Here is a 19,301-nt window from a genome sequence, read left to right on the forward strand (position 1 = left end):
CAAGGACAAGGCGGGCAAGGACCGCGAGGGCGCGTCGGTCGGCCTGTTCGTCTATCCCGTGCTGCAGGCCGCCGACATATTGGTCTATAACGCCACCCATGTGCCGGTTGGCGAGGACCAGAAGCAGCATCTGGAGCTGGCGCGCGACATCGCGACCAAGTTCAACGCCGATTTCGGCGTCGACCTGTTCACCCTGCCCGCGCCGATCATCCCCAAGGAAAGCGCGCGCATCATGTCGCTGCGCGATGGCACGGCGAAAATGTCCAAGTCCGATCCTTCCGACCTCAGCCGTATCAACCTGACCGACGATGACGATGCGATCATGGCCAAGGTGAAGAAGGCCAAGAGTGATCAGGACATGCTGCCTGAAAGCGCCGAAGGGCTGGCGGGCCGCCCGGAAGCGGGCAATCTGGTCGGTATCCTCGCGACGCTGACGGGGCGCACGACCGACGCGGTCTGCGCCGAATTCGCCGGCAAGGGCTTTGGCGCGTTCAAGCCTGCGCTGGGCGAAGTGCTGGTCGAAACGCTGCGCCCGATTCGGACACGATTCCTGGAGCTACGTACCGACGACGCAGCGCTCGACGCCATTCTCGACAAGGGCGCGGCCAGGGCAGCGGCAGCCGCAGAACCCACGCTGCGCGCGGCCTATGATGCGATGGGGCTTATGCGCTGACGGGTCTGGCCGGTCGGCGACGTCCTTATCCTGACAGAACATGCTTTGCGCCCGTTCGGTTACTTCGTGCGTTCAAATGATGTTCAGTTGCGTTTTGCTATCGCACGGCGCACATAGTTCATTAGGCTCGACGCCTGGTACAGGACGCAGAAAAATGACCCGTTTCAAGAAGTTCGGCATGTTCGCGGCCCCCGCTCTGGCACTGGCGGCGCTTTCTGGCTGCGCCACCCCGTTCAAGGCCGATGTGGCGCGCTTCCAGCAACTCCCCGCCCCGGCTGGGCAGAGCTTCACCATCGTCGCGGATAATCCGCAACTGGCCGGTGGCCTTGAATTTTCCCACTATGCCGCAATGGTCGGCCAACGCCTCAGCCAGACCGGTTATGTCGCGGCGGGCGATCCGGCCAGCGCCGACCTCATCGTGCGTGTCGCCTATGATGTCGATAATGGCCGTGAGAAGATCCGCTCGACCGGCTTTGGTAATGGCTGGGGCGGCGGTTTTGGCCCCGGTCCCTGGGGCGGTGGCTGGGGTGGCCGGTGGGGTCGTCCGTGGGGCTATGGCTTCTATGATCCCTGGCTGTTCGGCGGTGGTGGCTTCAATGACGTGTCGAGCTATACCGTCTATACCAGCGACCTGAGCATGAAGATTGATCGCGCCGCCGACAATCGCCGCCTGTTCGAGGGCAAGGCGAGCGCCCGGTCGTTGTCCAACAAGCTGACCTATCTGGTCCCCAACCTGATCGACGCGATGTTCACCAATTTCCCCGGCCAGAATGGCGAGGATGTGAAGATCACCCTGCCCCCCGAAAAAAAGGGCTAAGGCAGGCGGAAGTTACGGGGCGGCTCCCAGCCTGACCCGATTGGCCCGGCGATCCCATGTGATCGCCGGGCCTTCTTTTTTGGGGTGGGACGGGTACGCCGTTTATCCCTCTCCCTTGAGGGAGAGGGTTGTGCAGACTTGGCAGCTCGCTGCGCTAGTCGTAGCTGGGAGAGGGTGTACCGGCCTCCCCGTCGCGCGCGCCACCCGCGCCGAACCCCCTCATCCAACTGCGCCTAACCTCACTCCGTTCGGTAAGGCTTCATATCCTCCCCCCCATGGGAAGAAGGCGCGGGTGCGCATTTTTTCCTGTCCTCTTGGCCACAACAGCCGTTAGCCTGTCTCCGCGCATCATTGCGTGGGGGAAGCCGTGCCTATGTCCTTGACCGTCCGCATCCTGATCGCGCTGCTGCTGGGCTTGAGTTGCGGCATTGGCCTGACCGAATGGGGCGGTGCGTGGGAAGGGGATGTCGTCGCGCTCGCGCAGCCGCTGGGGTCGGCCTGGCTCAATGGCCTTCAGATGCCGCTCATCCCGCTGATCTTCGCGCTGCTGGTGACCGGCATTGCGCAGGCGGCCACGACGGCGCGAACCAGCGGCATGGCGGGACGGGCGATCGCGTTGTTCGCCATATTGCTGACGGCGTCGGCCGCTATTGCTGCGCTGGCCGGGCCGTTCATGCTGCATCTGTGGCCGGTACCGCCCGGCGCTGTGGGTGCGCTGGTGGGTGCCGAGGGGAGCACGCAGGTGCCCGACATGCGCCCGTCGGCACAATGGCTGCTGGGCTTCATCCCGACCAATCCGATTCGATCGGCGGCCGATGGCCAGGTGGTCGCGGTGGTGCTGTTCGCGCTGATCTTCGGCTTTGCCGTCACCCGCATAGCCGACGCCCGCCGCGCGCAGCTGACCGGCTTTTTCGAGGCGCTGGCCGACGCGCTGCTGGTCGTCGTCGGCTGGGTGCTATGGCTGGCACCGGTGGGCGTGTTCGCGCTGGCGCTGGTCGCGGGCGCGCGGTCGGGTCTGGCGACGGCGGGGGCGCTGCTCCACTATATCGGCTTCATCGTCCTGATCTGCGTCATCGTGACGCTGCTGATCTATCCGTTGGCGATGCTGCTGGGCCGGATCGCGCCGGGCCGCTTCGCCCGCGCCGTCCTGCCGGCACAGGCCATCGCCTTCTCCACCCAAAGCTCGATCGCCTCGCTGCCCGCGATGATCCAGGCGAGCGACGGGCCGCTGGAGATACGCGAGACCAGCCGTTCGATCGTCCTGCCACTCGCCATCTCGCTGTTCCGCATCACCAGTCCGCCTGCCAATCTGGGCGTCGCCCTCTATGTCGCGGCGATGAACGGGGTGGCGCTGGGACCGACCCAACTGATCATGGGCGTGCTGGTCGCCGCGATCGTCAGCCTGGCGGCGGTCGGCCTGCCCAGCCAGATCACCTTCTTCACCACTACCGGTCCCATTTGCCTGGCCATGGGCGTGCCGGTCGAGGCGCTGCCGCTGCTGCTGGCCGTGGAAACGGTGCCGGACATTTTCCGCACCGTCGGCAATGTGACGGCGGATATGGCGGTCGCGCGGATCGTGGATCAGCAGGGCGAGGTCTGAGAATAACCATAATGTGCTCCCGCGCTGGCGGGAGTCTAGTTCGGAGCATGGGATTGGATGATCCCGCCTTCGCGGGGATGACGGGCTCTGTTACGGCACCCTCCGCGCTGTAAGGATTTTCACCGGGGCTTCGAGCATCTGCCCCTTCATCACGCCCTCGCCTGCTGTGGCAGATTTGGGTGCGGCGAGGATGGTTTTCACCACGTCCAGCCCCTCGACCACATGGGCGAATACGGCAAAGCCCTGATTGTCGCCAGCCGCCTCCGGATGTGCGTCCATGCCGGGCATCCTGCCCAGCACGATGAAGAAGTCGGCGGTTGCGCTGCCCGGCGCATAGCGCGCCATCGACATTGCGCCATCATCATGAGTCAGGCCCGTCTGGGTCGTTGGCTCATGCTTGATCGGTGGCAGCAGCCGCTTGGGATCATTCTGCGCCCCGCCCTGGACAAAACCATAGTCCGCCGCGCCAACCCCGCGATAGAAACTGGTGCCGTCCAGACGCTTGCCATCGACATAGGCCAGAAAATTGGCGGCAGTAGCCGGTGCCTTGTCGGTATGGACGGCCACGATGATTCGCCCGGCACTGGTGTCGAGCGCGACACGGACGTCACCCTGCGCCATGGCAGGCAGGGGCAGGAGTAGGGCGAGGAGCAGAAGCAGGGCGCGAATCATGCGCCCAGCCTAGCTGCTCCTGCGCCGGACGCCAGAGGGGTTGCTACCCCTCCAGCTGGCGCAGCAGCGCGCGCACGTCGGCGTCGATGTCCGGATTGCTTTCACGCAGCCCCTCGATCGTGCGGACGGCGTGGATCACGGTGCTATGGTCGCGCCCGCCAAAGATGCGGCCGATTTCGGGCAGCGAGCGCGGTGTCATCTTCTTGGCCAGATACATGGCGACCTGACGCGGGCGGGCGACGGCGCGGGCGCGGCGCTTGGATCGCATTTCCGACGCATCGATCTTGTAATGGGCTGCGCACACCTTTTGAATTTCATCCACGGTGATGCGCCGGGCATTGGCGCGCACCGCGTCCGCCAGCATTCCCTGCGCAAAGTCCAGGTCGATCGCGCGCCCGGTCAACTGGCCATAGGCGACCAGCTTGTTGAACGCCCCCTCCAGTTCGCGGACATTGGAGCGGATCGAGCGGGCGAGAAAATCGATCACTGCATCGGGCACCGGCGGATCGCCCGCCACGGCGCGCTTGGCTTCCAATATGGCGAGGCGCAGGTCGAGATCGGCGGGCAATATGTCGGCGACCAGACCACCCGCAAGCCGCGAGAGGATACGCGCATCGATCGATTCGAGCCGCTGGGGCGGACGATCGGCGGTCACGACGATGCGCGCGCCCGAATCGATGAGGTAGTTGATCGTGTGGAGAAATTCCTCCTGCGTCGATCCCTTGCCCGCGATGAACTGGATATCGTCGATCAGCAGCAGTCGGGCGGCGCGCAACCGCGCCTTGAACGCCATCGTTTCATTGGCGCGCATCGCATTCACAAATTCCATCATGAAGCGTTCGGCCGACATGTAGAGAACCGGCGCTGCGGGCGCATGGTCGGAAAAGGCGCGCGCAATGGCGTGCAGCAGGTGGGTCTTGCCCTGGCCTGTGCCGCCATGGATGAACAACGGGCTGAAACGGGGTTCCGCCTCCCCCGCCATCGCCAGCGCGGCGGAGCAGGCAAGCCGGTTGCTGTCACCGGTGACAAAATCGGCAAAGCCGTGACGCGGCAGGAAATTGGAGGCAATGGGCTGCGGCGCGGGCGCCACGGTCGGTTCGACATGGACAACTTCAAGCAGGCGGGGTCCGGTCGCATCAGGCGCGCGATGCAGGCGGACTTCGCGCACGCCGATATTGGCTGCGCGCCACGCCATGCGCAGGCGATCGCCAAATTGGCCGGACACGAAATTGGCGCTGAAATCCGTGGCGACGAGCAAATCGAGCGTCTGTGATTCCGGGCAATAGTCGCCCAGCCGCACCGGCTTCAACCATTGGTCGAACATGCGCGCGCCGATGTCCCGGCGCAGACCGGCACGGATACCGGCCCAGGCGGCCTGAAGGCTGGAATCAGCCTGGCTCCCCTCTCCGTCCTGCCAACCTGCCACTAACGCATGATCCTTCATAGATTTCGTCAACCCTACCCGCTGCCCCCCGGTTATGGGCAGGAAAAAATACGCACGACACCCGATCGGAAAAGCCCCCGCTTTACCGAGTATGATGCGTCAACCAGTCACATGACGACCGCCCACAGGTGATTCGATGGCGGCCGGATTTCAAAAATAGACAGGGGTGCAGGGTTCGATCAAGGGCGGGAGCATTCAAAAAAATGAAATAAAGCCGTTGACTCAGCAAACCCACGGAAAATGAAGGACAATGAAATTATCATTGTTTATCAGTAGTTTAACTGATCATCGCTATGCTGCATCGCATCGAATCGCGGGAAATGCGCGTGTCTGCAATATGACTGGCCTGTGACCGGCGTTGACGAAACGACAAAAAGCCCGCCCCGACGATCGGGGCGGGCCTTGTCTGTGCCGATACTGACCCGATTGGGTTCAGGCGAGCGCGCTGACAGCCTTGGTCAGGCGGCCGAACTTGCGCGCGGCAGTGTTCTTGTGCAGCACGCCACGGGCAACACCACGAGCCAGTTCGGGCTGCACGGTCTGGAGCGCCGTTGCGGCAGCTTCCTTGTCACCGGTGGCAAGCGCGGCTTCCACCTTCTTCACCAGGGTGCGGATCCGGCTGATGCGGGCGCCATTGATGGCAGCGCGACGTTCGTTGCGGCGGATGCGCTTCTTGGCTTGCGGCGTATTGGCCATTTAGAGTCCTCGGTTCTCGTCAATATATGAAAAGAGACCAGTCGGACTCGCCAACCCGCCTCGTGAAGGTGCGCGCCTTACAGCGGTTCATTCCGGTCGTCAACCGGTGGGCAGCATCCTACTTCTGGCATTTGGGGCAGAAAAAGGTCGATCGGCCACCATCCACCCGGCGCTGCACCGTACCGCCGCACGGACATGGCTCCCCTTCGCGGCCATAGACACGCCATTGTTTGGAAAAATAGCCCAGCTCCCCGTCTGGCCGGGCATAATCGCGCAGCGTCGATCCCCCTGCAACGATGGCGGCGGCCAGCACGTCGCGAATCGCATCGACCAGCAGGGTCAGGCGCGGGCGGCTGATCTTGCCCGCCGCGCGGGTCGGCGCGATACCCGCCATGTTGAGCGCCTCGCACACATAGATATTGCCCAGCCCCGCGACGATTCGCTGGTCCAGCAGCGCCGCCTTGATCGACATTGCCTTGTCCTTGAGCGCGCGCGCCAGCACCGCCGCATCGAAATAGGGACCGAGCGGCTCCGGGCCCATTCGGGTGAAAGGACTATAGGCTTCCCACGCATCGCTGCGCACCAGATCGACCGAACCGAAGCGGCGCGGATCGTTGAGCGCCAGCACCCGCCCTGCCCCGGTTTCCAGAATCAGATGGTCGTGGGTGCCGATTTCGGTCGGGTCCACCCGCCAGCGCCCGGACATGCCGAGGTGAAATATCATCATGTCGCCCCGATCGGTGGCGATCAGCCCATATTTGGCCCGGCGGGTCAGCGCCGTCACCGTAGCGCCCGTCAGCCGCTGGCGCAGGTCCACAGGAATGGGAAAGCGCAGGTCCGCGCGGCGCGGCTCGACACGGGCAAGTACCGCGCCTTCCAGCACGGATCGCAGCCCCGCCACGGTGGTTTCGACTTCGGGAAGCTCTGGCATAAGGATCATCTAGGCAAAGGCGCGACCAATTCCCAGCTTCTTGGCTGGAACGACGCGCAATCTCTGTCTAGAGGATCATCCCATGAGCGAAACAGCATCCTTTGGCTATCGGGACGTCGATGCCGCCGAAAAACAGGGCATGGTCCGTGAGGTCTTTTCCAACGTCGCGGCCAAATATGACCTGATGAACGACGCCATGTCGATGGGCGCGCACCGCCTGTGGAAGGATCAGTTCGTCAGCCGCGTCAAACCCCGCGCCGGTGAAGCGATCCTCGATATGGCCGGCGGCACCGGCGACATCGCCTTTCGGATGCACAAACATGGCGCGCACGTCACCGTGTCGGACATCAACCCGCAAATGCTGGGCGTGGGCATGGAGCGGGCGAAGAAGAAGGGTCTGGAAGGCCTGCTCTGGTCCGAACAAAATGCCGAGGAACTGACCTTTTCCGACCGCAGCTTTGACGCCTATACGATCGCCTTTGGCATCCGCAACGTCACCCATATCGACAAGGCGCTCACCGAAGCCCACCGGGTGCTGAAATTTGGCGGCCGCTTTTTCTGCCTGGAATTTTCAACGACGACATGGCCGGGCTTTTCGGATGTCTATGACGTCTATTCGCACAAATTGGTCCCGCAACTGGGCAAATTGTTCGCCAATGATGCCGACAGCTACCGCTATCTGATCGAATCGATCCGCCGCTTCCCCCCCATGCCCAGGTTCGAGGGGATGATCCGCGAGGCCGGCTTCGTGAATACCAGGGTCGAACCGATTTTGGGCGGGCTGGTGGCGATTCATTCGGGCTGGAAGATTTGATCCCGGCATGACCGCGCACATCACCCATATCTGGCGGCTCCTCAAATGGGGCCGCACACTGGCGCGTCATGGCGCGCTGCGCGGGATCGAGCGTGATTCGATGACGCCCGCGCCAGTGCGGCGGCTGGTGCGCCTTGCGCGTTTCGGCGCGCGTGTGCCCAAACAGCCGCGCTATGCAGACGCCTTTCAGTCGATCGGCCCGGCCGCGATCAAGCTGGGCCAGACGCTGGCGACCCGGCCCGATCTGGTGGGCGATGTTGCCGCGCTCGACCTGCTGCGCTTGCAGGACGCCCTGCCGCCTGTCCCCTTCGCCACGATCCGCACCGAGATAGAGGCGAGTTTCGGCAAGCCGCTGGAAGCCATTTACGCGCGGTTCGACGAAGTGCCGGTCGGCGCGGCCTCCATCGCGCAGGTCCATCGTGCGCTCACCACCGACGGGCGCGACGTCGCGGTCAAGGTGATCCGCCCCGGCGTGACCGAACAGTTCAACCGCGATATCGCGACCTATGAATGGGCCGCCGCCCATGTCGAGCAGCTGGGCGGCGAAATCGCCCGGCTGCGCCCGCGCATGGTCATCGCCAATATGAAGCGCTGGACCGCACGCGAGTTGGACCTGCGGCGCGAAGCCGCGTCCGCGTCCGAACTCGCCGAAGCGATGGTCGCGGAACCCGGCTATCGTGTCCCCGCCATCGACTGGGACCGCACGACCGGCAAGGTCATGACGATGGCGTGGATCGACGGCATCAAGATCAGCGACCGGGACGCGCTGATCGCGGCAGGGCATGACCTGCCAGCCATCGCCGCGCGCCTGGTCAATGCCTTCCTGCGCCAGGCGATCGCAGAGGGTTTCTTCCACGCCGACATGCATCAGGGCAATTTGTTCGTCTGCCCCGATGGCGATATCGTCGCGATCGACTTTGGCATCATGGGGCGGATCGATCGGCGCGCGCGCATGTGGCTGGCCGAGATTCTCTACGGCCTGATCACCGGCAACTACAAGCGCGTCGCGGAGATTCACTTCGAGGCGCAATATGTGCCCGCCCATCATAATGTCGCCGAATTCGCAACCGCGCTGCGCGCGGTGGGCGAACCGATGCGCGGCAAGCCGGTGCGCGAATTGTCGGTCGGCGGGATGCTCGACGGCCTGTTCGCCATCACCCGCGACTTCGACATGCAGACCCAGCCGCATCTGCTGCTGCTGCAAAAGACGATGGTGATGGTGGAGGGCGTGGCGACCGCGCTCGACCCCGACATCAACCTGTGGGAAACCAGCGGTCCCTATGTGAAAAACTGGCTGCGCGACGAACTGGGACCAGAGGCGAAGGCCGCCGACACGCTGATCGAAAACTGGCGCACATTGCAACGGCTGCCCGCGCTCGTCCGCCGGATCGAGGACGCCTTCCCTGAGAAGGGCGGCGCACCACCCCCGCCGCCGCTGAGCGAGGTCAAGCTGATCCGCGTGGGTGGCGGCTGGCGTTATGCGCTAGTGGCGGTGTTCGCTGCGGCGGCTGGCGTTGGGGCGACATTGCTATTATCTTCATCGCTATGACCCGCGAAGAAGCCATTGCCCGGATCAAGCCGCATGAGGCGGAACTGCGCGCTGCGGGGATCACCTCGCTCGCCCTGTTCGGGTCGGTGGCGCGCGGGGATGCGCGTGCGGATTCGGACGTCGATCTGATGTGTGACATTGAAAAAGGCAAGGTTGCCAGCCTGCTCGACTTTATCGGGCTGCAACTCCGATTGGAGACTATTCTCGGTGCTCATGTCGATCTTGCAGAACGCAAAATGCTGATGCCGACAATTGCGCGCCATGCCAGTCAAGACACGGTGCCTGTTTTCTGATGCTCGCGGAAGATCGTGATCTTGCCTATTTGCAGACGATCGTGCTGCTCGCAGAACGTATCAAAGCCCATCTTGATAAGGTGACGGTCGCCCAGTTCATGGACAGCTACGACGACATTGATCTGCTCTCTTATCGCCTGTCGATGGTCGGCGAATATGCCAACAAGCTGTCAGCCAGTTTCCGCGCCAGCCACGATCATATGCCGTGGATCGCAATGATCGGCCTGCGCAACATCGTGGCGCATGAATATGCGCGCGTCGATCCCGGCCGGATATGGGCGACAGCGACCGACGATCTTGCCGCTCTTGAACAACTATGCCGGGATCAAATCAAATTGCGTGAGCCATGACCCCCCGCCTCCTCCTTATCATCTCCGGCGGTATCGCGGCCTATAAATCGCTCGAACTCGTCCGCCTGCTGCGCAAGCGCGGCATGACGGTGCGGGCGGTGCTGACGCAATCCGCGCAGGCGTTCGTGACGCCCCTTAGCCTCGGTGTCCTGACCGAAAATCCCGTCTTTACCGACCTGTTCAACCTGAAGGACGAGCAGGAAATCGGCCATATTCAACTCAGCCGTCAAGCCGATCTGGTTGTGATCGCGCCCGCGACCGCAAACATTCTGGCCAAGATGGCGAACGGTATTGCCGATGATCTGGCCACCACTCTGCTGCTGGCGACCGACAAGCCGGTACTGGCGGTGCCTGCGATGAATGTGCGGATGTGGCATCACCGCGCAACCCAGCGCAATCTGGAGCGGCTCCACGCCGATGGCGTCCACATCATGACGCCCGATGATGGCGAGATGGCGTGCGGCGAATTTGGCACCGGGCGGCTGCCGGAACCTGAGCGGATCGTCGCGGAAGTGGAGCGGTTGCTCGCCCTGCCAAAGGGACATGATCCGCTGGCGGGCCAGCCCGATTTTGCGGATGCGCCCGAAACCAGCGCCTTGTTGCGCGGCAAGCATATCCTCATCACCGCCGGGCCGACGCATGAGCCGATCGACCCGGTGCGCTACATCGCCAATCGCTCATCAGGCAAGCAGGGTTTCGCCATCGCCGCCGCCGCCGCGCAGGCCGGGGCGCGCGTGACTTTGGTGGCTGGTCCCGTGCATCTGCCGACGCCCGACGGCGTCACCCGCATCGACGTGCAGACCGCGCGGCAGATGCTGGGCGCGGTCGAGAGCGCGCTGCCCGCCGACGCCGCGATCATGGTCGCTGCCGTGGCCGACTGGCGCACCGCTGACGCTGCCGACCAGAAGCTCAAGAAAGACGGTTCCGGCCAGCCCGCCCCACTGGCGCTGGTCGAAAACCCGGACATTCTCGCCACGCTGGGCCGCCACGCGCAGCGCCCCGCCCTGCTGATCGGCTTTGCCGCCGAAACCCAGAATATCGCCGGTCATGCCCAGGCCAAGCTGGCGCGCAAGGGCGCAGACTGGATCGTCGCCAATGACGTGTCGGGCGACGTGATGGGCGGCGACAGCAACGCCGTGCAGATCGTCACCGCGTCCGGCATCGAAACCTGGCCTGCCCTGCCCAAAGGCCAGGTCGCTGACAAACTTATCGCAAAGGTCGCCGATGCCCTCTCCGCTCATCCCCATTGATATCCAGTTGAAGCGCCTGCCCCATGGCGCAGGATTGCCCGTCCCCGCCTATGCGACCGCCCATGCCGCAGGCATGGACGTCGTGTCGGCGGAGGAACTGCTCCTGCCACCGGGTGGCCGTCATGCCGTCGCCACAGGCTTTGCGATGGCGATACCGGAGGGCTATGAGGTGCAGGTGCGGCCCCGGTCGGGACTCGCGCTCAAGCACGGCATCAGCCTGCCCAACACCCCCGGCACGATCGATGCCGATTATCGCGGCGAATTGAAGATCATCCTCATCAATCTGGGTGACGCCCCCTTCCCGATCCAGCGCGGCGACCGCATCGCCCAGCTGGTGGTCGCGCCGGTGCAGCTTGCCAGCTTCGTCGAGGTCGATATGCTGGACGACACCGCACGGGGACAGGGCGGCTTTGGTTCGACAGGAGTGTGACGGCAATGACGATGCTGCTTTCGCTGATGCTGGCGGCCACCCCGGTGGCAGATGCCCTGCCGCCGATGCCGCAGGATCTGTCGACCGTGCCCGTCATCAAAGACTGGCTGGGCCGCAAGGTTTCGCCGCGCTGGTCCGAAGATGTCGCCAAACTCTATCGCCGTGGCGACTGTAACGGCGCGATGCCTTATGAAGGATCGCGCCTGCTGGAGATCGACATGCTGTTCCTGTTGGCGGGTGATGGCGCGGTCTTGAAAGTCGCCCCGGTCAATGCGCACTGCCCCGGTGTGGAGCAATTCGTCAGCAACCGCATATTGGGCACGCTGCGCAAAAGCTTCCCCAAAAGCGGCATGAATGAGCCGCGCTGGATGCGTTCGCAGGTCCGCTTCCTCTGGTCCGACGCACCATGACGCTCAGCGACGACCAGCTGGAGCGCTATGCCCGCCATATCGTGCTGAAGGAAATTGGCGGCGCGGGACAGGCGCGGCTGCTGTCCGCCGATGTCGCGGTGATCGGCGCGGGCGGCATTGGCAGCCCGGCGATCCTCTATCTCGCCGCCGCTGGCATCGGCACCATCAGGGTGATCGACGATGACGCCGTGGCGCTCTCCAACCTGCAACGGCAGGTCATGTTCGGCACGGCGGACGTGGGCGCGCCCAAGGCGGAAGTTGCGATGGCGGCGGTCGCGCGGCTGAACCCGGACGTCAAGCTGATCCCGATCAACGCCCGGATCGACGCGGACAATGCCGCGCTGATGCTGCGTGATGCCGACGCGGTGCTGGACGGCAGCGACAGTTTCACGACCCGCTTGGCGGTGGCGGATGCGGCGCAACGGCTGCGTATCCCGCTCGTGTCGGCGGCGGTCGGCCCGTTTGAGGGGCAGATCGCCACCTATCGCGGCTGGGAAGCGGACAAACCCTGCTATCGCTGCCTGGTCGGCGCGCCCCAGGATGCGCCGGAGCGCAATTGCGCCGAAACCGGCGTCATCGGCGCACTCACCGGCGCGATGGGCAGCCTCGCCGCGCTGGAAGTGATCCGTGCACTGGTGCCGTTCGGCGCGGATATGGCGGGGCGGCTGATGATCGCCGACCTGCTCTCCATGCGCTTCCGCACGCTCGACGTCCCCAAAGACCCGGCCTGCCCGGCCTGCGCCGTGGAACTATGCGTCCCTTAAGGATTATCGTCACCACTGCTGACGCCGAACGGCTGCGCGGCGCGCTGCTACTGGCGAGCGCGCAGGCAGCGCTGGGCGGCGCGGCGGCGATTTTCCTGCAACTCGATGCCGTGGCGCTGCTACGCGCGCCGATCGCCGGTCCGCAGGATGACATCCACCGCGCGGCAGGCTTGCCCGACCTCGCCGCGCTGCTGGCCGAAGCACAGGCGCTGGGCGTGATGATCAGCGCCTGCCAGAGCGGGCTGGCGCTGTGCGGGATGAGCGTCGATGCGCTGCCGTCGGGCATCGAGACAGGCGGGCCGGTTGGGTTCATGCAGGCGACCGGCGATGAGGCGCGGCTCTTAATCGCCTGAAGGGTTCCGGCAACGCCCCTTCCCTTGACAGGCCAGACCGCCCATTTATGGGGAAGGCGCGGCATTTGCGGCCGCTCTATGCTTCGCCTTTCAAGGAAATCCTGTGTCCGCCATGCTCAAAATCACTCTGCCCGACGGTAACGTGCGCGAAGTCGCGTCCGGCACTACCCCGGCGGATATTGCAGCGGCGATCGGGCCGGGGCTGGCCAAGGCGGCGATTGCGGCGCGGGTCGATGGCGAACTGCGCGATATCATGCGCCCGCTGGAGCAGGACGGGACGCTGGCGCTGGTGACGGCGAAGGATGAGGCCGACGCGCTGGAACTGGCGCGACATGATTTCGCCCATGTCCTTGCCGAAGCGGTCCAGCATCTGTTCCCCGGAACGCAGATCACCTTTGGCCCGTCCACAGACGACGGCTTTTACTATGACTTCGCGCCAAGCCCGGATCGCGGCCCCTTCACCGACGAGGATCTGCCCGCGATCGAGGCGGAAATGCGCCGCATCATCGCCGCCGACAAGCCCTTGATCCGCAAGGAGATCGACCGCGAGACGCTGATCGCGCAATGGCAGGCTGCGGGCGAGACGTTCAAGGCGCAATGGGCGGCGGAACTGCCCGGCGACGAGCCGCTGACAGTCTATCATTCGGGCGACGGCTGGTACGATATGTGCCGGGGGCCGCACCTTGCCTCGACCGGGCGGCTCAACCCGGACGCCTTCAAGCTGACGCGCGTGTCGGGCGCTTATTGGCGCGGTGACCAGAACAACGCCATGCTCAGCCGCATCTACGGCACCGGCTGGCTCAACAAGAAGCAGCTAGCCGAACATCTGACGCGCCTCGAAGAAGCGGCCAAGCGCGACCATCGCAAGCTGGGCGCGGAGATGGACCTGTTCCACCTCCAGCAGGAGGCGCATGGCAGCGTATTCTGGCACCCCAAGGGCTATCTGATCTGGCGTCAGCTGGAGGCCTATATGCGCCGCGCGATCGACGATGCGGGCTATCGTGAGGTCAAGACGCCGCAGGTGATGGACGCGCGCCAGTGGGAAACGTCCGGCCATTGGGGCAAATATCGCGAAAATATGTTCGTCATCCCCGACGAAGTGCCAAACGTGGACGATGAAGGCCCGCTAGTGTCGGACGATGCCGACTGGATGGCGCTCAAACCGATGAACTGCCCCGCGCATGTGCTGATCTTCCGTCAGGGAATCAAAAGCTATCGCGACCTGCCGCTGCGCTTCTACGAAAATGGCTGCTGCCACCGCAACGAGCCGCATGGCGCGCTGCACGGCCTGATGCGCGTGCGGCAATTCACACAGGATGATGCGCATATCTTCTGCCGCGAGGACCAGATTGTCGAGGAAGTCCGCGCCTTCTGCGCGCTGGCCGACCGCATCTACAAGGATTTCGGCTTCACTTACTCGATCAAGCTCGCCCTGCGCCCCGAAAAGCGCTTTGGCAGCGAAGAGATGTGGGACAAGGCCGAAAATGAACTGCGCGCCGCCGTCGCTGCCGCGGGCCTGAACACGCCGGAATTTGGCTGGGAGGAACTGCCGGGCGAAGGCGCTTTCTACGCGCCCAAGCTGGAATGGCATCTGACCGACGCGATCGGCCGGACATGGCAGGTCGGCACGATCCAGTCCGACCGCGTCCTGCCCGAACGACTCGACGCCAGCTATGTCGGCGAAGATGGCGAACGGCATCGCCCCGTCATGCTCCACCGCGCGATCTTCGGCAGCTATGAACGCTTCATCGGCATCCTGATCGAACATTATGCCGGGCGCTTCCCGGCCTGGCTCGCCCCGGTGCAGGCCGTCGTCGCGACCATCGTGTCGGACGCGGACGATTATGCGGGTGAGGTGCTGGCCAAGCTGCGCGCGGCGGGCATCCGCGCCGAAGCGGACCTGCGCAACGAGAAGATCAATTACAAGGTGCGCGAACATAGCCTCGCCAAAGTCCCCAATCTGCTGGTCGTGGGCCGGCGCGAGGCGGAGGAAGGCAAGGTCGCGCTGCGCGTGCTGGGCAGCGACGGGCAGAGCTTCCTCTCGCTGGACGAAGCGATTTCCCGGCTTGCAAATGAAGCCCGCGCGCCCGATATGCTGTAGCGGCAACAATGCCACAGGGTTCGTGATTCCTTGACTGAGGATCACGGACCCCTTTGCGCTTTGCCAAAAAGCCGCTAAGAGCCACTCGTTTTTGCAACGACCATAGGAGATACTGCTATACGTCCCCCAATGATGCGCCGCCCGCTGGCGCCGCCGCCGAAATCCGGCCCTCGCTACAATGAATTCATCACGGTCCCCAAAGTCCGCGTGATTGACGGGGAAGGCGAGAATCTGGGTGTGATGTTTACGCAGGAAGCGATCGAACAGGCGGCCGATGTCGGCCTGGACCTGGTCGAAGTATCGCCCACGGCGGACCCGCCGGTCTGCAAGTTTCTGGACATCGGCAAATATAAGTACGAAGCCCAGAAAAAGGCGAATATCGCCCGCAAGACGCAAAAGACGCAGGAACTCAAAGAGATCAAGATGCGTCCGAACATCGACGATCATGACTATGATACGAAGATGAAGAAGGTCCATGATTTCATCGGCGACGGCGACAAGGTGAAGATCACCCTGCGCTTCCGTGGCCGCGAACTCAGCCACCAGCAACTCGGCATGGCCCTGCTCCAGCGCGTCGCGGAAAATGTCGCCGAAGTCGCCAAGGTCGAAGCCTATCCCCGCATGGAAGGCCGCCAGATGCTGATGGTGCTGGCACCGAAATAAGCGCGGCTTCCGGGTTGAAATACATAAAGGGCGGTGCCGGAAGGTGCCGCCCTTTTGCTTGCAGGCAGCGCAATCGATGCGTTTGTGACTACGCAGTAACAATCAAGCTGCGTCTCAGCGAATATTGTAAGGAAAGATTGCTAAGCATCTCTGGATAGTCGCGGTGCTTGACCACCTCCCCCCACGCCGCCATCGGCCCTCTGTATAGTGCGACTTACTCGCAATATTAACTGGGTGGGAATTGATGAATCGAACTCCTTTGCCGTCGTCGTATTCCAATCGTCTTTGCGTCAGCATGCTGGCCCTGATTGCGGGATTGTCGCCATGTTCGGCCATGGCGCAAATCCCTGAAGATGCGGGTGACCAGTCGAGTGCTATCGTCGTAACGGCCGCCGGTTATGCGCAAGACATTGTCGAAGCGCCCGCCAGCATCACCGTCCTGGGTCGCGAAGAATTGCAGGAAAAGCGTTTTGGCAGTCTGGCCGAAGCCTTGCAGGATGTGCAGGGCGTCGATGTCGGGGGTGAAGCGGGCAAGACCGGTGGTCTCAATATCTCGATTCGCGGGATGCCCAGCGATTATACGCTGGTCCTGATTGACGGCCGCCGCCAGAATGCGCCGGGCGGCGTCACCCCCAATGGCTTTGGCGAAACCTCCACCAGCTTCCTGCCTCCCTTTTCTGCGATCGAGCAGATAGAGGTCGTGCGCGGACCAATGTCCACCCTGTACGGGTCGGATGCTATGGGTGGCGTGGTCAACATCATCACCCGCAAGGTCGGGGACCGCTGGGTCGGCACCGCCACGGCCGAAAGCACCATCCAGGGCGATGATCGCTTCGGCAATATTCAGTCGATCAACGGCTTTGCACAGGGGCCGGTGATAGACAATCTGGTCGGCCTGACCCTGCGTGGCAGCATCTTCCATCGCGAAGGATCAGACATCCCCATCCCCGGTGATCCTGCGCTTACGTTAGGCCGCAATCCGGTGCGCTCGGACATTTATACCTATGGTGGCCGCCTGACCTTCGCCCCCCATGCCGATCATGATCTGTGGGTCGAATATGACCGCAACGAACAGAGCTACGACAATAGCGAAGGGCGGCTGGGGACGCCGGGTTCGGGCGGCTATGCGCCGGAACAGCAGTTCAACCGTTCCAACTATGTCATCGCCCACAGCTGGCGCATGGGCTTTGGCCAGCTCGACACCACATTGACGCGCAACGAGACGGAAACGATTGGCCGCCTGATCCCCAATGGCACGCCCGGCGCGACGCCGGGCAGCGCCCGCACATTGGAAGCGCGCAACGACATCATTGATTCGCGCTTCGCAGGCAAGGTCGGTTCCCTCGCCTTCACCGTCGGCGGCCAATATTGGAAAGCCCACATGGTAGAGGGCGTCGCGCCCGAACCCTTCACATTCACCCAGTGGGCGGGATTTGCCGAAGCGACCTGGACAATCGTGGACGGCTTCAACCTGACTGGCGGCGCACGCTATGACGATCATTCCACCTTCGGCAATAAATGGTCGCCCCGCGCCTATGCGGTTTGGAACATCAACGACAATCTTACGCTCAAGGGCGGCGTCAGCCGCGGCTTCAAGACGCCACGTGTCGAAGAGATTGCCGAGGGGATTATAGGATTTGGCGGTCAGGGCCGCATCCCTTTAATAGGCACGCCAGGCCTGACGCCGGAAACCAGCACAAGCTACGAAGCCGGCCTCTATTATGACAGCCATGGTTTCTTCAGCGGCAACGTCACCGTGTTCAACAATGATTTCGATGACAAGATTGCAACCGGTCCCGGTATTCCCAACTGCCAATTTGCTGGCAATCCCAATCGGCCCGGCTGCCTTGATGTAGGGCCGTTTCCCACGGTAGACCTGCTCGGTCAGTCAATCAATATCGACAAGGCGCGCACGCGCGGCATGGAAGTAGCGACCCGTTTCGCTTTCACCTCCACCCTGTCCCTGTCTGCCAACTACACCTATACCGAAAGTGAGCAATTGAGCGGCGCCGAAGAAGGCCTGCCGCTGGTCGGCATGCCCAAACATATGCTGAACGGCAATCTGCGCTGGAAACTGGGCGACAAGGCCAGCGTCTGGGCGCGCGCGGAAATCCGTTCAAGCCGCTATCGTGGCAATAATGCGCAACAAAGCGCGGTCGGGAATTTCCGCGGCTATGAACTGTTTCATATCGGCGGTTCCTACCAGATCGCACCTGCATTCCGCCTGGCCGCGACCGTCAATAACATCTTCGATACCGACTATGCCGAATATGTCTCTTATCAGAGCGGTGCCGCCACGGTCTTTACCCCAGCTTATTCTATCAATCAGGAAGGGCGGCGGCTTTGGCTGTCGGCAACGGTCGATTTTTAACTGCTAAACATCGGGGCAGGCCATCCAGCCGATTCAAGCCGACGGCTTGTCCCGATACAACGCCGGAAACATCGCCTTGAACGCCGCCAGCTTGGGCGCGTCCCAGCGCAGGATGTAGGGATGGCGCGGGTTCTTCATCATGAAGTCCTGATGGTCGGTCCCGGCGTCCTGGAAGCCGGTGAAGCGCTCTACCTTCGTCACCACCGGGTCGCGCCACAGGCCGGCCTTGTTCAACTGCGCCAGATAGGCCGCGGCTGCCTTGCCCTGTTCCGCGTTCAGCGGGAACAGCGCGCTGCGATATTGGGTGCCATGGTCTGGTCCCTGATAGTTGAGCGTCGTGGGATCGGCGATGACCGAGAAGAAGATGCGCAGCAGCGTCGCGTAGCTGACCTGTTTGGGGTCGTAGGTGACGCGGACGGCCTCGGCGAAACCGGTGTCGCCGCCGCTGACCATGTCATAATCGACGCGGCGGTTGCTGGGGCCACCGGCAAAGCCGGACTTGACCAGATGAACGCCCTTCACATGGGAAAAGACGCCCTCCACGCCCCAATAGCAGCCGCCCGCGAATATGGCGGTTTCCAGCTTGCGGGTGGGTGCGGCGTCGATGGTCGCGACAGGGGCCAGGACCGGGCGCTCGGCGCGCACCGGGGAAGCGACGGCAAGCGCCGCCAGAAGTGCGAGGCTGATGCCGTCAGAGCGCCGCATGATCGCTACTGGTCGCGGCAATCGCGGGGGAGCTGAGGATAGGCTGCTCATCGGGCTGGAGCATGACCATGCCGACGGCACCGATCGCAAACCCGCCCAGAAAGCGCAGGAACAATTCGGATTTCAAAAACGCCATCATGGCCTGTGCCTTTCTTATTCTTAGGTTTCGGCGGTTCAGGCCGATCGGTTACAGCCCATTGTCTTGCCCCTTGCTGAATATCGCGCCGCGTGCGTGCGGCTTTCGACAAAGCCAAGGGACAGAACGACGAACGGGGTGCCGCCTTAAATCAGTTTCACTATGCAACGTGCATATAGAGCCTCCCGCGCTGTCTGCAAGACGGCGCGGGTGGAAAAGGACCGTTTCTGTTTTGGGAGTCTTTTGGCGCGGCATAGCCGCGCGGTGCCGCACCGGCCC

At 63.3% G+C, this 19,301-nt stretch carries 21 protein-coding genes; 15 read left to right on the forward strand and 6 right to left on the reverse strand.

What is annotated here, in order from left to right; translation table 11 throughout:
* The 3 genes from trpS to EBBID32_RS10155 form a co-directional block, all read left to right on the forward strand.
* Positions 1 to 673, forward strand: a 673-nt coding sequence (gene trpS, locus EBBID32_RS10145) for a tryptophan--tRNA ligase (RefSeq protein ID WP_037490053.1), incomplete at its 5' end; no start/stop codon positions are given.
* Between the two features lie 154 nt (positions 674 to 827).
* Positions 828 to 1,490, forward strand: coding sequence for a DUF4136 domain-containing protein (locus tag EBBID32_RS10150; protein ID WP_006955716.1), 663 nt, complete (start codon positions 828 to 830; stop codon positions 1,488 to 1,490).
* A 373-nt stretch (positions 1,491 to 1,863) separates the two neighbouring features.
* Positions 1,864 to 3,090, forward strand: coding sequence for a dicarboxylate/amino acid:cation symporter (locus EBBID32_RS10155; RefSeq protein WP_006955717.1), 1,227 nt, complete (start codon positions 1,864 to 1,866; stop codon positions 3,088 to 3,090).
* 90 nt (positions 3,091 to 3,180) lie between these two features.
* Here the strand turns inward: EBBID32_RS10155 and EBBID32_RS10160 are convergent, their stop codons facing one another.
* The 4 genes from EBBID32_RS10160 to mutM all read right to left on the reverse strand — a co-directional run bounded on the left by EBBID32_RS10160 (position 3,181) and on the right by mutM (position 6,833).
* Positions 3,181 to 3,762 carry a peptidylprolyl isomerase gene (locus tag EBBID32_RS10160; protein ID WP_006955718.1) on the reverse strand — a complete coding sequence of 194 codons (582 nt, stop codon included), beginning with the start codon at positions 3,760 to 3,762 and terminating at the stop codon, positions 3,181 to 3,183.
* A gap of 43 nt (positions 3,763 to 3,805) precedes the next feature.
* Positions 3,806 to 5,206 (reverse strand): chromosomal replication initiator protein DnaA, encoded by a 1,401-nt coding sequence (gene dnaA, locus EBBID32_RS10165; protein WP_037490054.1) that lies wholly within the window; start codon positions 5,204 to 5,206, stop codon positions 3,806 to 3,808.
* Positions 5,207 to 5,638: 432 nt separating this feature from the next.
* Complete coding sequence (gene rpsT / locus EBBID32_RS10170) at positions 5,639 to 5,902, reverse strand: 30S ribosomal protein S20 (RefSeq protein ID WP_006955720.1); 264 nt, start codon at positions 5,900 to 5,902, stop codon at positions 5,639 to 5,641.
* Positions 5,903 to 6,020: 118 nt separating this feature from the next.
* Positions 6,021 to 6,833: a bifunctional DNA-formamidopyrimidine glycosylase/DNA-(apurinic or apyrimidinic site) lyase gene (gene mutM, locus EBBID32_RS10175; protein WP_006955721.1), complete on the reverse strand. Its 813-nt coding sequence runs from the start codon at positions 6,831 to 6,833 to the stop codon at positions 6,021 to 6,023.
* A gap of 82 nt (positions 6,834 to 6,915) precedes the next feature.
* On the opposite strand from mutM, the gene EBBID32_RS10180 reads away from it, so the two are divergent.
* The 12 genes from EBBID32_RS10180 (at position 6,916) to EBBID32_RS10235 (ending at position 18,181) form a co-directional block, all read left to right on the forward strand.
* Entirely contained in the window at positions 6,916 to 7,647 is a 732-nt protein-coding gene (locus EBBID32_RS10180) for a class I SAM-dependent methyltransferase (RefSeq protein WP_006955722.1), read from the forward strand.
* Positions 7,648 to 7,654: 7 nt separating this feature from the next.
* Complete coding sequence (ubiB, locus tag EBBID32_RS10185) at positions 7,655 to 9,196, forward strand: 2-polyprenylphenol 6-hydroxylase (RefSeq protein ID WP_006955723.1); 1,542 nt, start codon at positions 7,655 to 7,657, stop codon at positions 9,194 to 9,196.
* Positions 9,193 to 9,489: a nucleotidyltransferase family protein gene (locus EBBID32_RS10190; protein ID WP_006955724.1), complete on the forward strand. Its 297-nt coding sequence runs from the start codon at positions 9,193 to 9,195 to the stop codon at positions 9,487 to 9,489. Before ubiB ends, EBBID32_RS10190 begins: the two co-directional genes overlap by 4 nt.
* Positions 9,489 to 9,839 (forward strand): HepT-like ribonuclease domain-containing protein, encoded by a 351-nt coding sequence (locus EBBID32_RS10195; protein ID WP_006955727.1) that lies wholly within the window; start codon positions 9,489 to 9,491, stop codon positions 9,837 to 9,839. The genes EBBID32_RS10190 and EBBID32_RS10195 overlap by 1 nt, the downstream gene beginning before the upstream one ends.
* Positions 9,836 to 11,089 carry a bifunctional phosphopantothenoylcysteine decarboxylase/phosphopantothenate--cysteine ligase CoaBC gene (gene coaBC / locus EBBID32_RS10200; RefSeq protein WP_006955730.1) on the forward strand — a complete coding sequence of 418 codons (1,254 nt, stop codon included), beginning with the start codon at positions 9,836 to 9,838 and terminating at the stop codon, positions 11,087 to 11,089. The genes EBBID32_RS10195 and coaBC overlap by 4 nt, the downstream gene beginning before the upstream one ends.
* Positions 11,064 to 11,519 (forward strand): dUTP diphosphatase, encoded by a 456-nt coding sequence (gene dut, locus EBBID32_RS10205; RefSeq protein WP_006955732.1) that lies wholly within the window; start codon positions 11,064 to 11,066, stop codon positions 11,517 to 11,519. The genes coaBC and dut overlap by 26 nt, the downstream gene beginning before the upstream one ends.
* Before the next feature lie 5 nt (positions 11,520 to 11,524).
* A complete protein-coding gene (locus tag EBBID32_RS10210) occupies positions 11,525 to 11,929 on the forward strand; it encodes a hypothetical protein (RefSeq protein WP_006955734.1) in 405 nt (134 codons plus the stop codon).
* Positions 11,926 to 12,693, forward strand: a complete 768-nt coding sequence (locus tag EBBID32_RS10215; protein WP_006955736.1) for a HesA/MoeB/ThiF family protein — start codon at positions 11,926 to 11,928, stop codon at positions 12,691 to 12,693. The genes EBBID32_RS10210 and EBBID32_RS10215 overlap by 4 nt, the downstream gene beginning before the upstream one ends.
* A complete protein-coding gene (locus EBBID32_RS10220) occupies positions 12,681 to 13,046 on the forward strand; it encodes a DsrE family protein (protein WP_006955738.1) in 366 nt (121 codons plus the stop codon). The genes EBBID32_RS10215 and EBBID32_RS10220 overlap by 13 nt, the downstream gene beginning before the upstream one ends.
* A gap of 112 nt (positions 13,047 to 13,158) precedes the next feature.
* Positions 13,159 to 15,147 carry a threonine--tRNA ligase gene (gene thrS / locus EBBID32_RS10225; RefSeq protein WP_037490055.1) on the forward strand — a complete coding sequence of 663 codons (1,989 nt, stop codon included), beginning with the start codon at positions 13,159 to 13,161 and terminating at the stop codon, positions 15,145 to 15,147.
* A gap of 129 nt (positions 15,148 to 15,276) precedes the next feature.
* Positions 15,277 to 15,810 (forward strand): translation initiation factor IF-3, encoded by a 534-nt coding sequence (gene infC / locus EBBID32_RS10230; protein ID WP_006955743.1) that lies wholly within the window; start codon positions 15,277 to 15,279, stop codon positions 15,808 to 15,810.
* A 295-nt stretch (positions 15,811 to 16,105) separates the two neighbouring features.
* A complete protein-coding gene (locus EBBID32_RS10235) occupies positions 16,106 to 18,181 on the forward strand; it encodes a TonB-dependent receptor domain-containing protein (RefSeq protein WP_006955745.1) in 2,076 nt (691 codons plus the stop codon).
* A gap of 33 nt (positions 18,182 to 18,214) precedes the next feature.
* On the opposite strand, the gene msrA is transcribed toward EBBID32_RS10235, so the two are convergent.
* Entirely contained in the window at positions 18,215 to 18,886 is a 672-nt protein-coding gene (msrA, locus tag EBBID32_RS10240) for a peptide-methionine (S)-S-oxide reductase MsrA (RefSeq protein WP_006955747.1), read from the reverse strand.
* On the reverse strand, positions 18,873 to 19,025 hold the full coding sequence (locus EBBID32_RS24555) for a hypothetical protein (protein ID WP_006955749.1): 153 nt from the start codon (positions 19,023 to 19,025) through the stop codon (positions 18,873 to 18,875). Before EBBID32_RS24555 ends, msrA begins: the two co-directional genes overlap by 14 nt.
* Positions 19,026 to 19,301: the final 276 nt, after the last annotated feature.

Source organism: Sphingobium indicum BiD32, from assembly GCF_000382885.1.
Taxonomy (GTDB): domain Bacteria; phylum Pseudomonadota; class Alphaproteobacteria; order Sphingomonadales; family Sphingomonadaceae; genus Sphingobium; species Sphingobium japonicum_C.

Excerpts from the sequence above, each read along its gene's own strand:
- mutM (WP_006955721.1), bottom strand. The coding sequence starts at position 6,833 with ATGCCAGAGCTTCCCGAAGTCGAAACCACCGTGGCGGGGCTGCGATCC.
- EBBID32_RS10195 (WP_006955727.1), top strand. The coding sequence starts at position 9,489 with ATGCTCGCGGAAGATCGTGATCTTGCCTATTTGCAGACGATCGTGCTG.
- EBBID32_RS24555 (WP_006955749.1), bottom strand. The coding sequence starts at position 19,025 with ATGATGGCGTTTTTGAAATCCGAATTGTTCCTGCGCTTTCTGGGCGGG.
- EBBID32_RS10155 (WP_006955717.1), top strand. The coding sequence starts at position 1,864 with ATGTCCTTGACCGTCCGCATCCTGATCGCGCTGCTGCTGGGCTTGAGT.
- EBBID32_RS10190 (WP_006955724.1), top strand. The coding sequence starts at position 9,193 with ATGACCCGCGAAGAAGCCATTGCCCGGATCAAGCCGCATGAGGCGGAA.
- msrA (WP_006955747.1), bottom strand. The coding sequence starts at position 18,886 with ATGCGGCGCTCTGACGGCATCAGCCTCGCACTTCTGGCGGCGCTTGCC.
- infC (WP_006955743.1), top strand. The coding sequence starts at position 15,277 with ATGATGCGCCGCCCGCTGGCGCCGCCGCCGAAATCCGGCCCTCGCTAC.
- EBBID32_RS10210 (WP_006955734.1), top strand. The coding sequence starts at position 11,525 with ATGACGATGCTGCTTTCGCTGATGCTGGCGGCCACCCCGGTGGCAGAT.
- coaBC (WP_006955730.1), top strand. The coding sequence starts at position 9,836 with ATGACCCCCCGCCTCCTCCTTATCATCTCCGGCGGTATCGCGGCCTAT.
- EBBID32_RS10150 (WP_006955716.1), top strand. The coding sequence starts at position 828 with ATGACCCGTTTCAAGAAGTTCGGCATGTTCGCGGCCCCCGCTCTGGCA.
- EBBID32_RS10220 (WP_006955738.1), top strand. The coding sequence starts at position 12,681 with ATGCGTCCCTTAAGGATTATCGTCACCACTGCTGACGCCGAACGGCTG.
- EBBID32_RS10215 (WP_006955736.1), top strand. The coding sequence starts at position 11,926 with ATGACGCTCAGCGACGACCAGCTGGAGCGCTATGCCCGCCATATCGTG.
- ubiB (WP_006955723.1), top strand. The coding sequence starts at position 7,655 with ATGACCGCGCACATCACCCATATCTGGCGGCTCCTCAAATGGGGCCGC.
- EBBID32_RS10160 (WP_006955718.1), bottom strand. The coding sequence starts at position 3,762 with ATGATTCGCGCCCTGCTTCTGCTCCTCGCCCTACTCCTGCCCCTGCCT.
- thrS (WP_037490055.1), top strand. The coding sequence starts at position 13,159 with ATGCTCAAAATCACTCTGCCCGACGGTAACGTGCGCGAAGTCGCGTCC.
- dnaA (WP_037490054.1), bottom strand. The coding sequence starts at position 5,206 with ATGAAGGATCATGCGTTAGTGGCAGGTTGGCAGGACGGAGAGGGGAGC.
- EBBID32_RS10235 (WP_006955745.1), top strand. The coding sequence starts at position 16,106 with ATGCTGGCCCTGATTGCGGGATTGTCGCCATGTTCGGCCATGGCGCAA.
- dut (WP_006955732.1), top strand. The coding sequence starts at position 11,064 with ATGCCCTCTCCGCTCATCCCCATTGATATCCAGTTGAAGCGCCTGCCC.
- EBBID32_RS10180 (WP_006955722.1), top strand. The coding sequence starts at position 6,916 with ATGAGCGAAACAGCATCCTTTGGCTATCGGGACGTCGATGCCGCCGAA.
- rpsT (WP_006955720.1), bottom strand. The coding sequence starts at position 5,902 with ATGGCCAATACGCCGCAAGCCAAGAAGCGCATCCGCCGCAACGAACGT.